Source organism: Peribacillus faecalis, assembly GCF_014712675.1.
GTDB lineage: Bacteria > Bacillota > Bacilli > Bacillales > DSM-1321 > Bacillus_AD > Bacillus_AD faecalis.
On sequence record NZ_JACXSI010000024.1, the window covers coordinates 11311 to 23593 of the forward strand.

Sequence of the window (12283 nt, forward strand, 5' to 3'; positions counted from 1 at the left end):
TCAAGAGTTGTCTCTCTTACTTCTATTGTTTCTAGAACCTTTAATGATTGTTGGATTTTTTGGGTCTTCCACTAGTTTTCTTCTAATTTCAGAAAGGGCGCACACCATCCGCTCGTTGCTCAGCTATTTTTCGTTCAACAGCTTCCTTTGAATCATAATTTTTTAAATCCCCTAAAAAGTCCCAACCAAGTGCAATTAGATCCTCTTTTCCCTACTCCCTCATCAAACTATAAGCAGAAATCTTCCTAATCCCTAAAGATACAATCATCGAAACAACATAGCCTAAAACAAGAAGCGCCGCACAAACGATTAGAATATTCGGTAAATGAACGATAAAGTCTAAACGGTTAATACCGGCGCTTGAAAAAACTACAGAAAGCATAGGATTGATGAGAAAATACCCTAATGCCCCGCCGATGGCCACTCCTGCCGTAATTACTGGCAAAAAACTGATGGAAATTTGGTACATAAGTTGAATCGTTGAGTAGCCTATTGCTTTCATGACACCAAATTCTTTTTTGCTTTTAATAATCATCGTTTTGATAACCAAGTATAGGATCATCACGACAACTATAACGGTAATAATCAGAACCATTAACATAACTGCAAACACTGCTGTTGTATACATCGTAATTTGACTCTCAAGCGTTTCATGTAAATCTATTGTATCAACGATATAATCTCCGTATTGTTTCTGAACGTTTTCGATGAAGTTTTTGTTTGATATACCATTCAAATAGACATAAAGGGTCGAGCCTTGATAATCTGAATACATTCGCTGCATGCCGTCCCTCGTTAAGGAGGCTACTTGCCCTGAATGACTCATTGACTGGCTGATACCTGTTACTAGAAAACGCTCTGTTTCCGCTCCATAGTCTACTTCGACTGTATCTCCGAGCCCTTTATTGATTTGATTTGAAACAACCCAAGAAATCGATATTTCATTTTCGTATTTTGGCTGACGACCTTCAAATACTATATTGTTTTCCAATTGGTTAAAGTTATCTGTAATATTTGTCTCTACATTTTGACCATCAACCATTGTTGCAATCGAATCAAGTATAATCACTTTCCTAACATCGTCCATTTTTTCAAGGTTGCTTCGAAGTTCCCGTACATCCGCATCCGGCTTAACGTAGATCATCACATTGGAATATTCCACACCGAATAGGTTCACGAAAGCCGTTTTGTCAGAAGCAATATTGTAATAAAGCACCACTGAAAAAACAGAAGCAAACGTTAATGCGATAATAATGAGCAGGATCATGAAATTTTGTTTAACATTTGACAGCATCGACTTAATAGCAAGCAAAACATGGAGCCCGCCACCCTCTTTCTCCAATGGAAAGTGATTTTTTCTGAAGCTGTGCGTTTGAATACCACCTCGAAGCGCTGCAATAGGCAAAATACTCCGGATCCGGAAAGCAGATAGTAAGGTCACAATAACAACACTTATAACAACTAAAGCAATACAGATAAGATTGATGAGCATATCGAAGCCTACAATCCATATCAATCCGGATAAGGAGGTAATGATTCCGCCAATCATAGGCATTAAGGCGTAGGACAATGCCACTCCTACGACACTTGCACTAAAAGTAATGAACACAAACTGCAAAATAATGGACGATATAATTTGCCTGCTCGTATAGCCGATTGCCTTAAGTATTCCGATATTCGCCATCCCATCTTCAATGCTATTCGATATACGATACTTAATGACAATGAGTGAAACAAGCACGATCATGACGGCGAAAGCCACTAAAATCATGGTCACAATATTAACAGTCATCGTGTTCACACTTTTCACCGTTTCAATGTCTAATCTCCAAATATTTGAAGTCAGTTCATCTACCGGCAAAGGAAACTCCTTCTTAAAGTCATTCATTAGCTTTGTGGATTGTGTTTTGTCTTCCATCACAGCAGATATAATCCAGCCTTTTGATCCATTATCTAGTTCGTCTGCTAATGTTCGATATGAAGCTTCTGGTAACGCAAATTTCATCACGCCAAAATTGGTCATTCCCATCATCGTCGTTTCAAAGAAGCCGGCAATTCGATACTCATAAACTATATCTTGATAAGTAATGTTCAAGTCATCACCTAACTCATATCCGCCATTCGTTTTAAAACTGTAAGGAACAAAAATGTCTTGACCACTTGAATCATTTAATTTTTCTACCAATTTCATCGTTCCGATACTACGATTATAATCTGCATTTAAAATAGAAATCTCATTACTTAATTCACTATTGCCATAAGCAAACTTGGCAAATTCCATGTTGATCATTTCTTCCTTTTCTGTCGATGTTACCCCGGGATAGTTCTTAATAAATGCTTCATAGTCTGATTGAAAACTGGCGTGATCCATGCTGAGAATTACGTGAGGATCTTTTAATTGTTCAACTTTATCATCAAAGAAAGCATTCACTTGAGTCATAACCATTAAACCTACGTTCAACAGCAAAGCAGCAACTAAAATAAAGATAAATAGAGACCCTGTTGCCAATTTACTTTTTCTAATATTAGCAAGAGCTAATTTAATGATTTTCATATTACCACCCCATCTCTGCGAGGAAATGTTTTAACTTTTCATGGCGTTCGACATGCGCTTCCTCACTATACGTACCTAACTGCAAATCACCGCAAATGACGCCATCTCGCAAATATAAAATTCGATTTCCACGTAAAGCGGTTTTCAGATCGTGAGTAACCATGACTATGCTTTGCCCGTTTCGATTGACATCTGTTAAAACATTTAACACATTATCACTCGATGCCGAGTTTAAGGCACCAGTTGGTTCGTCTGCAAAAACGATTTTGGGACGGTTAATCACAGCGCGCACAATGCCGACTCGTTGGGCCTCACCACCAGAAAGCTGCGACGGAAACTTAGACCATGCGTTTTCATTAATCCCTACTTGCAATAATAATTCTTTCGCTCTTTTTACGAGTTCACGCTTATTTTTATTGACTAAAAGCCCGCTTGCCAACACATTGTCGAGCACACTCATATTGTCGAGTAAATAAATTTGTTGGAAAATGAATCCGCAGTTATTTCTTCGGAAAACAGCCAGTTGATCATTGTTTAATTTGCATATATTTTTACCAGCAAAATCAATTTCACCTAATGTCGGTTTATCCATCCCGCTTAATGCATAAAGTAAAGTCGATTTCCCTGATCCTGAACTCCCCATGATGACTGTAAAGTCCCCTTCTGTTAAACTAATATCTAAATTTTTCAAAACGTGCTGTTGCATCCCACCACTTGAAAAGGTTTTACACAGCTTCTCCGTCTTAATAATTATCTTTGTCATGATTTTGCACTCTCCCTTTATTTTTCCTCAAAAAAAAAGACCGTAATAATGTTCACAGTCTTATCATACAAAATCAATTCTTGTTAAATCTTTATGCAATTCTTAACCGATTCTTAATTATGCGAGCTTGATTTTCAAGACTACTGTAAAACCATCTTTTCGGTTGTAACAGTGTATTTCACCGTCCATGTTTTCCATAAAAAACTTCGATATATAGAGGCCCAGTCCTGAACCGTTCTTGCCTTCAACATTTTTGCCACGAAAATATTTGTTGAACAGCAACGGTAATTCCTCTTCGCTAATTCCTGCTCCGAAGTCTGATATGAGGAGTTCAAGATAGCCTTGATTGATGTGTGAATTAATGTTAATCTTTGTTCCCGCATATTTATAAGAATTACTAATAACATTGTCTATCACCTGCTGCATCCGTACTGAATCGATCAATATAATGCATGGCGGAATTGGTTCATAATGTATTTGCTGATCATAGTTGACGTTTTCAATCATACCGGCCAGTACTTCGCTCGATTGTTCACTGACAGTTATTTTTAACTGCTGTAGTTCTTCTAAAGTGGCATGAAACATATCGGTAACAAGTAAATTGATTTGCTCTGCTTTCGAGTAAATCGTATTCACTTGCTTCATGACCTTTTCATCTTTTACTTGCACGAGCATCAATTCACTAATCGACTTTATGGAAGCGACAGGTGTCTTAATATCATGACTTAATGTAGCTACAAGCTCCTTCTTGCTGAGATTTAATTCATATTCCCTTTGCCGGGCGGCATCAAGTTCTTCACGTAATAAATCGAAGCTTTCTGTAAATGCGCCGAAATAATTATTGTTGTCCATTTTTAAGGGTATATCAAGATTTCCTCTCGCCACATTCGCAGCAAAAGTCTGCAGCTGCTGAAATGGTTTTAGGATTATTCTGTTAATATAAAGGATAAAAAGAAGCGTAATACTCATAATTAAGACAAAAATGACACTGATGGAAATAATCAGTTCACTTTTCATTTGCTCGAACATCTCTTGTTCATTATGACGGATAACGAGTTTCCCGATAATCTCATTATCTTTCTTCAAATCTATGATGGTATCTTTATTTTTAATGGAATCGTATAAATTGTTAAATTGATTGTACGGTGTTTGATAAATAACATTTTCGTTACGATCGATAATTGAAAATGGTTGCTCTATATCAGTAAAAGTTTCGCTATTGATTTGTCCCCAATGCTGCTCGGCAGTTTTAGCTATTTCATTAATTGCTACAATGTCCATCTCTGCCATGTTTTTATTTTTAATGGTCATTACGGAGAAGACTATACCTGCGCTAAAAACAGCAATAATCAAGATAATAACTAGTTTTAATCTCATGGATTGTTATCCTCTAATACATACCCTGTTCCCCACACCGTTTTTATAAATTGCGGGTCCTTTGGATTTCGTTCGATTTTTTCACGCAGGTGGCGAATATGTACATTTAACGTGCCATCTCCGACAAATGAATCGCCCCACACATTGCGAAATAACTCGTCTTTTGTGATGATACGATTTTTATTTTTCGTCAAATAATAGAGGAGTTTATATTCCATCGTCTTTAGGTGAATATCCTTGCCGTTTACACGAACACGATGAAGTTTCGGATCAATTTGAATTTGCCCGAACTGCAGTACTTCTTCTTGTTTTGCGGAACTGCTGCCATATCGTTTCAGCACTGCTTTCACTTTTGCCAGTAAAATACTTAATGTATACGGCTTTTGTATATAATCGTCACCGCCGATGTTAAGAGCGATTAGAACGTCATCATTACTGGAGCGGGCACTGATAAACAGAATAGGAATTTGCGTCTTTTGGCGAAGTTTTTTACATAAATCAAATCCCGATTCGTTACCAAGATTGATATCAAGCAAGATTACTGACGGTTCAAGTTCCTGCAAGAAGCGTTCGCATGCCTCGGCACTCGTCACAAAGGCCGTTTTCACTTCAAACATATTAAAATATTCACATGTCGTTTCAGCTAAAGCAACTTCATCATCAACAATTAAACAATCTACTTTCATCTTAAACCTCCCTTGGTTAAGAGGATAATTACAGTATACTTTATCTCGGGGTAAAGATGTAAAATTATGGTTAATTTTGCATTTTTCATCTCATTAGAGCAGAAATATCTGCAATTAATATGTTGGCCGTTTTAAACCCACATTTCCTACCTAGTTTAAGCTCAGGGATATCGAGGGAGCATAGGAGACTATTTAGATAATTCAGCGAAACTATTATACTTATGTGAAACCAAATTTTTCTTTAATCGTATAATAATTAACAAGTTTAAATGCCAAGAGGTGTTAGTAATGGATATAAAAACAAAAGAAGCGTTAGATGTAATTGAAAAAATAAAGTCACCAGATGATATAATTTATGAGGTTTTTAGAAGTGAAAAAAGGTCTGGTTGGTTCCATTTTTGGGATACCGTCTTTGATGTAATACCATCTACTACAACAAAGCTATTAAATGACAAGGTTATGTATTTAATTGCTTCTGAAAAAAGCGGGAAAATCATTGAAATCGAAAACAGAACTATTACAAATATAACGGAAATACCTGGTTGGCTAAGTGATAAAAAAGAAAATTTCAAAAAAGTAGTTATAGATAATTACATATATAAGAAGTATAAAAAAATTTCTTAATCGAATAATCAGGAGATGATCAATGAATAGTTTACTTTAGTTTTACAAGGATAGAGGGAAACCCAATGTATCAGGGTTTCCCTCTATTTTATGCCTACTCGATATTCAGCTAAAACATAGCCTCTTCAAAGCAATTTATTTATTAAATCTTTCAATTGTTTCACTGTCAAGAAAGTGCCATCCATGCTTTTCCGGTGGAGCATCGCATGGCAGTTCGGACAGACCGGAATTAAGTCGTTCGCATAGTCCACTTCATATTCATCCCCGATTTCGCTGATTGGCACGATATGATGAACATGAATAAAACCTTTTCCTAAAGGACCGTAAAGCTTTTCAAAATCTAAATCACAAACATGACAATAGCAACCATGATGTTCTATACATTTCTTTCTCGCCAAAGGACTGCGCTCAAACTTATTAACGGTCACTGTTATTTGCTTTCCTTCTACAATAGTATCTTGTGCCGGAATTTCATCCGGATAAACAGGTTTTGAACTATCTTCGTTGAAATTCTTTTCAATATAGTTTAATAAACCCGGTTTTGAATCTAATTTCATCGGACCTTGAATTTGAGCTTTCAATCCATTTTCTTTAAGTTTTTCAAAAGATAGATCATCGGACTCAATTTGTTGTTGCAAGGATAGACGCATAAATATTTTTGCTTTGGAATTCTCGTATTCTTCTTTATCAATCCAAAACTCTTCATCCTTATTCATTTTATCCCATTGCAAATCAATATCTTCCACAATGCATCGAAATTTTATTTTCCTGATTGATTTTGAACAATAAATGTAAACAATATCTCCGACCTCAAACTTAGCGCTTTGTCTCCAATCAATATAATCATAGTAATTAAAAGCTCCTACTACGTCATATTTACTTGGATTTGCTGAAATAAGCCAATTCATCCGCTACTACCTCTTTTTACTTTAACTATAGCAAAAGAATGTTTGTAAGACTATTCCAAATCAATAACCGGGGATATCAATTTACGTGTTTTAGAAACCACTACATTTTCTTTTTCTGTTAAAATGTTTCTATATTATAATAGGAATATAAATAAGAGGTGTTTAACTTTGCCTGTACGCGGTAAAAGTATAAATTTATTTTTAATGGACGGCATTCCAAACGGACGAATTAAGTGCACGCTCGCCAACTGGACTGGCGTGGCTTACAAAATACCAAGGACCGACTTGGAAAAATGTAAAGGAAGAAATGATTTATTACAAAGCGGAGTCTATTTCCTGTTCGGAACTTTCGATAAAACCGGCGAAAATGTCGTCTATATCGGGCAAGCCGGCATTAGAAAAAATGGTGAAGGTATCCTATATAGACTTCAGGAGCATAAGCGAAATGCTAATAAAGATTATTGGACAGAAGCAGTTGTCTTTACAACATCGAATAACTCCTTTGGTCCTACTGAAATTAGCTATCTTGAGAATCGTTTCTATGCTATGGCTTCAGAAGCTAATCGATATGTAGTCAAAAATGAAAACGACCCAAACTCCGGAAACATCACGGAAGAAAAAGAAAGCGAACTGGAAGAGTTTATCGAGAATGCTAAGATTATTATGGGTACGCTTGGTCATAAAGTGTTTGACAAACTAATTGAAATGAAGCCGACAAGCCAAAGTCATGATGACTCGAGCACCGATAAGTTGTTGCTATTTCTAAAACGTAAAAGAAGAAAAAGCGGTATTACAATAGAAGCTCAATGTAAACAAACGAATGAAGGATTCGTCGTACTTAAAGGCAGTAATATTGAAATGGACGAATCAGACAGCATGCCTCCGACTTTAAAAGAGATTAGGAAAAAAGTAAATATTGACGAAAAAGGCACATTGCAAGAAGACGTTCTTTTCCGTAGCCCTTCTTATGCCGCTGCATTTGTAATTGGGGCCAGCGCAAATGGATTAATTGAGTGGAAAACAGCAGACGGTAAAACATTAAAAGAAGTAGAGCATAATGATTAAGGAAGGAAAATGATTGTCAGGTTAGAATCTATGTTTTTCGATTCTAACCTTTTTAATAATACAAAAAGCTGCCTAAAAGTAATCTCTTTCTGGAAGCAGACTGTTTCCTCAAAACTTAACAACAATCCGAATATATTCCCCGGATAATCAACCATCGTATCCTTAATTGATTTCGTCGATTATGATGGTCTTTGACAGGATTTTTTCAATGTTTAATAGACCTTTTTCATATAATTAGCTGGTTCAACTCTTCTGCCGGTTCCCCTAAGCTTTTTACTTTTTGGTCAAGATTTTGAGTCATTAAATCCCCTTCTTCTATTCCTCCTCAATAATCATGACAACATCGCCTTCTGTGACAAAGTCGCCTTCTGCAACTAAAATTTCTTTTACAGTTCCTGTTTCCGGTGCTGTAATCGGTATCTCCATTTTCATCGATTCCAAAATTAATACTTCTTGATCCTCTTCTACTTTCTGTTCTACTTCGGCAGTAATTTTCCATATAGAACCTGTCATTTGCGCTCTCACTTCAATACTCATAACACAATCCACCTCACTATTTATTTTTTCATCTCTTCTTTCATTCTTTTCACCAATATTTCCGCTAGTTTTGTTGAAACTTTTCCTTTTTTAAATTCCTCTGATTTTAAAGCGTAAATAAGAAACGGGATGTTTGTTTTCAATCCGGTAATCTCGACTATCTGCAAATAATTAACTAGTTCTTCAATTGCTGTATCCCGGGAATCTGTATGAACAATGATTTTGGCTATCATTGGGTCATAAAATGGCGAAATTTTGTTCCCTTCTGTAAAACCTGTTTCAATTCGGATATTTTTCGCTTCCGGCAATCTGAATTTTTCAAGTGTGCCAGGTGAAGGATAAAATGTTTGAGGATCTTCTGCATAGATCCGCACTTCGATGGAATGTCCTTTTTGTTGCAGTTTTTCCGGCAAGATGTTTTGCAAAGTTTCCCCATAAGCAGATCGGATTTGCGCCTTTATTAAATCCGTATTCACGACTTCTTCTGTCACCGCATGCTCTACTTGCAGGCGGGTATTCATTTCCAGAAAGCTGTATTGACCGCTTTCGCTGCGTAACAGTTCAACTGTTCCAATGTTGTCATAGCCTAAAGATTGAATGGATTCTGTCACCTGCTTCAAAATTGGATTAAGTTCTTCTCGCGATATATTCGGAGCAGGCGATTCTTCGATAATCTTTTGATGCCTTCTTTGAATGGAACAATCCCTCTCATACAGATGGACGACATTCCCATGTCGATCTGCGATAATTTGTATTTCTATATGTCTCGGATTCTCCAAGTAACTTTCAAGATACACACTGTTATCAGAAAAATATTTCTCGGCAGCTGTTTTTGCCTTACGAACGTTTGCTATCAGATTTTCCGCATTATAAACGGGCTGCATCCCAATTCCTCCTCCGCCATTGCAAGGCTTTATAAGAACGGGATAGCCAATCTCATCAGCTATCGCCAATATTTCTTCATCATTGTCCGGCAGATTACTTGAGCCTTTGCCAATCGGCATAGTATATTTAGACATCGTTTGTCTTGCACGATTTTTATCTGCCATTAAATCAATCCATTTCGAGTTCGGACCGATAAAAGTAACGCCTAATTTTTCTACTTTTCTTGCAAACTCGGTATTCTCCGCTAAAAATCCGTAACCGGGATGAACCGCATCCGAACCTGATTCTTTAATGATTTCCAATATCCGTTGCTGGTTTAAGTAAGTATCCCTCGGAAAATTACCGTAAATTTCGTATGCGACTGAAGCTTCTTTTATATAAGGAAGGTCTCTGTCGGCTGTAGAATATATGATAGCTGCTTCAATCTCCATATCTTTTAATGTTTTGAGAATACGCGCTGCAATAGCACCGCGATTTGCGATAAGTACTCTTCTGAACACGCTTCCCCCTACTTTCGTTTTATGAGTTCTTCCAAGATGGTCAATCGTTGAAAAAATAAGATTTTCGCCATCGTTTTTTATCATTGTATGTCAACAAGCAATTTAAAGACCTTCTGATTAATGCTAAGACCTTTTCACATAGCAAGGTCTAAACAATCTGCAAATCTTGTCGAAATAATTATTATAAAACGAGCTGAAAATATACGCATTTTCCGCTCACACCGATCACAACGGAGAGGATGATGGCTTATAAAACGTTTTAAAAATTGGTATACGGCTACGATTAGGAGACAAATACTAGTACCATTTATTACATTGATTATCATAAGTACCTTAGGTTCTAACACTACAAACTACTTTAACATCAAGGAATCCATGGAATCAGAGAAGATGAAATTGACATCAGAGGAAGTAGTTCTTATGAATGATTCTATTGATCTCCTACTACAAAATATGGAGAAGACGATAGAGCGAGTTGCTGCAGAACCTGGAATGAATGATCCAATTACCTTTGAAGATGAACTTCTGAAGGAATTTGAACAGACGACATCGCACGATTCGACTATTTACAGTTTATACATGGGTCTTGAAGAAAATGGTTCGATGATTATGTATCCGACTGCCGAATTGGATGCTGATTATGATCCACGGGAACGCGATTGGTATAATCTAGCGATGGAAACACCGGATAAGCCGGTTTGGACAGACCCTTATTTAGATGCAGACACAGAAAAAATGGTTGTGACAGTCGCTAAAGCCCTTCCAGGTCAAGGTGTTGTAGCTATTGATATATTCTTGGATACATTAACGAGTATAATCAATGAAATTAAGCTAAGTGATACTGGCTATCTTTTTCTAGTAGACAATAATGGCTTTTACATCACACATCCTACTGTTGAAAAAGTAGCTACTGATTTTTCAAAGGAAAATTTATATGGTCAGGTAAATGAGAGTTCCGGTTCTTTAATAGCTTCTTACGAAGACAAAAAGCAAGTAGTCAGCTATACAACAAATGGATCAACCGGCTGGAAAGTGATTGGAGTAATTGACACAGCAGAAATTAATTCAACAGTAAATAAAATGACCATACCAATGCTGATTAACTTGGTAGTTATCATTGTTATTGTAGTCCTTATTTCTATCTTTGTTGCCTTATACATCATCAAGCCTATAAAAGGACTGCGAAATGCTGTTCAAAAAATGGCTCAGGGCGATTTTACCGTGCAAGCAACTAATTATCGTAATGATGAAGTCGGACAATTGGCGGAAGGCTTTAATCAAATGGTGACAGAGATGAACCATACACTGCAAAAAGTACAGCATATATCAGCAGAGGTTTCTGATGCGTCTAGCACACTATCAGCTAGTGCAGAAGAAAATAGTGCCGCTTCCAATGAAGTTGCCACAACAATTGAGCAAATCGCTAACGGTGCCGCGTATCAATCCGAATTGTCGCAAACAAACAGTAGCGAACTGCTTAGAGTTTCTGAGCAAATTGATAATGTAGAACTTCTATCTGTAAAGATTTCAGAGGATTCCATCAAGATGAATGAAGCATCGGAAGTTGGAATTAAGACCGTTCAGCAACTGAAAAAGCAATTTGATTCTACTGTTCAAAATGCACAAACGATGAGCCAGGCGGTCAATCAATTGGATGCTCGCTCTCGTGAAATCAATGATATTGTCCGGACAATTGATGATATTGCCGGACAAACTAACCTTTTGGCGCTTAATGCAGCAATTGAAGCGGCAAGAGCCGGAGAACATGGCAAAGGCTTTGCTGTCGTAGCCGATGAAGTACGAAAACTGGCTGAGCAGACAAATGAATCAACGAAAAAGATCGCTCATATTATACAATCGATGCAAAACGATACTGTTCTGACGGTTCAATTAATTGAAGAAACAAATGAACAAATTAACAATCAGGAACAAGTTGTTGGAAACACAGAGACTGCTTTCGTATCAATTGCCGAATCGATTCAAAAGTTAATGGCTGAATTCAGCGATATGAAAACAAACCTGAATGAGGCTAAAAATAAGCTGCAAGATGTTCTTCAACATTCCGAACATGTTAGCAGCATCAGCGAAGACACAGCCGCTGGCACAGAGGAAATATCTGCTTCAATCGAAGAGACAACCGCTTCAATGGAACAGCTCAACAAGCTGGCCTCTGATTTGGAGCAATTGTCGAAGGGATTATCGGAAGAGATTAACAAATTTACGATTTAATTGCTATGAGGCTGCTCCGATTTTCGGACAGCTTCTTTTTCGTAAGTAAGGAGCTAATTTTATTAAAAGCCAGCCACTTGTTTGGAGAAAATGGTTTACTTTAACCTTAAACTTGAGATTTTTCACAAAAATCACAGTCAAGATAGAGCGCGTGG

The 12283-nt window shown here is 37.0% G+C and carries 10 protein-coding genes; 3 read left to right on the forward strand and 7 right to left on the reverse strand.

The genetic code is table 11. The annotated features are described in order from the left end of the window. Positions 1 to 211: 211 nt before the first annotated feature. From IEO70_RS11075 to IEO70_RS11090, 4 genes are all read right to left on the reverse strand, one after another. Entirely contained in the window at positions 212 to 2554 is a 2343-nt protein-coding gene (locus IEO70_RS11075) for an ABC transporter permease (RefSeq protein ID WP_190998442.1), read from the reverse strand. Between the two features lies 1 nt (position 2555). Then, complete coding sequence (locus IEO70_RS11080; protein WP_190998443.1) at positions 2556 to 3317, reverse strand: ABC transporter ATP-binding protein; 762 nt, start codon at positions 3315 to 3317, stop codon at positions 2556 to 2558. A gap of 117 nt (positions 3318 to 3434) precedes the next feature. Further along, positions 3435 to 4694: a sensor histidine kinase gene (locus IEO70_RS11085; protein ID WP_190998444.1), complete on the reverse strand. Its 1260-nt coding sequence runs from the start codon at positions 4692 to 4694 to the stop codon at positions 3435 to 3437. Next, positions 4691 to 5380, reverse strand: a complete 690-nt coding sequence (locus IEO70_RS11090; protein WP_190998445.1) for a response regulator transcription factor — start codon at positions 5378 to 5380, stop codon at positions 4691 to 4693. Before IEO70_RS11090 ends, IEO70_RS11085 begins: the two co-directional genes overlap by 4 nt. Positions 5381 to 5668: 288 nt before the next feature. Here IEO70_RS11090 and IEO70_RS11095 point away from each other — a divergent pair, with 288 nt between their 5' ends. Beyond that, positions 5669 to 6004, forward strand: a complete 336-nt coding sequence (locus tag IEO70_RS11095; RefSeq protein WP_190998446.1) for a hypothetical protein — start codon at positions 5669 to 5671, stop codon at positions 6002 to 6004. Positions 6005 to 6129: 125 nt separating this feature from the next. Here the strand turns inward: IEO70_RS11095 and IEO70_RS11100 are convergent, their stop codons facing one another. Continuing rightward, on the reverse strand, positions 6130 to 6912 hold the full coding sequence (locus IEO70_RS11100) for an HNH endonuclease (RefSeq protein WP_190998447.1): 783 nt from the start codon (positions 6910 to 6912) through the stop codon (positions 6130 to 6132). A gap of 168 nt (positions 6913 to 7080) precedes the next feature. On the opposite strand from IEO70_RS11100, the gene IEO70_RS11105 reads away from it, so the two are divergent. After that, positions 7081 to 7977 (forward strand): GIY-YIG nuclease family protein, encoded by an 897-nt coding sequence (locus IEO70_RS11105; protein ID WP_190998448.1) that lies wholly within the window; start codon positions 7081 to 7083, stop codon positions 7975 to 7977. A gap of 315 nt (positions 7978 to 8292) precedes the next feature. On the opposite strand, the gene IEO70_RS11110 is transcribed toward IEO70_RS11105, so the two are convergent. Further along, positions 8293 to 8514: an acetyl-CoA carboxylase biotin carboxyl carrier protein subunit gene (locus tag IEO70_RS11110; protein ID WP_190998449.1), complete on the reverse strand. Its 222-nt coding sequence runs from the start codon at positions 8512 to 8514 to the stop codon at positions 8293 to 8295. Positions 8515 to 8534: 20 nt separating this feature from the next. Next, complete coding sequence (locus IEO70_RS11115; RefSeq protein ID WP_190998450.1) at positions 8535 to 9983, reverse strand: acetyl-CoA carboxylase biotin carboxylase subunit; 1449 nt, start codon at positions 9981 to 9983, stop codon at positions 8535 to 8537. 336 nt (positions 9984 to 10319) lie between these two features. Here IEO70_RS11115 and IEO70_RS11120 point away from each other — a divergent pair, with 336 nt between their 5' ends. Beyond that, entirely contained in the window at positions 10320 to 12128 is a 1809-nt protein-coding gene (locus IEO70_RS11120; protein ID WP_235973587.1) for a methyl-accepting chemotaxis protein, read from the forward strand. The last annotated feature ends 155 nt before the right edge of the window (positions 12129 to 12283 follow it).

Coding starts and splice junctions, on each gene's coding strand:
- IEO70_RS11075 (WP_190998442.1), bottom strand. CDS start 2,554: ATGAAAATCATTAAATTAGCTCTTGCTAATATTAGAAAAAGTAAATTG.
- IEO70_RS11080 (WP_190998443.1), bottom strand. CDS start 3,317: ATGACAAAGATAATTATTAAGACGGAGAAGCTGTGTAAAACCTTTTCA.
- IEO70_RS11085 (WP_190998444.1), bottom strand. CDS start 4,694: ATGAGATTAAAACTAGTTATTATCTTGATTATTGCTGTTTTTAGCGCA.
- IEO70_RS11090 (WP_190998445.1), bottom strand. CDS start 5,380: ATGAAAGTAGATTGTTTAATTGTTGATGATGAAGTTGCTTTAGCTGAA.
- IEO70_RS11095 (WP_190998446.1), top strand. CDS start 5,669: ATGGATATAAAAACAAAAGAAGCGTTAGATGTAATTGAAAAAATAAAG.
- IEO70_RS11100 (WP_190998447.1), bottom strand. CDS start 6,912: ATGAATTGGCTTATTTCAGCAAATCCAAGTAAATATGACGTAGTAGGA.
- IEO70_RS11110 (WP_190998449.1), bottom strand. CDS start 8,514: ATGAGTATTGAAGTGAGAGCGCAAATGACAGGTTCTATATGGAAAATT.
- IEO70_RS11115 (WP_190998450.1), bottom strand. CDS start 9,983: ATGATAAAAAACGATGGCGAAAATCTTATTTTTTCAACGATTGACCAT.
- IEO70_RS11120 (WP_235973587.1), top strand. CDS start 10,320: ATGAATGATTCTATTGATCTCCTACTACAAAATATGGAGAAGACGATA.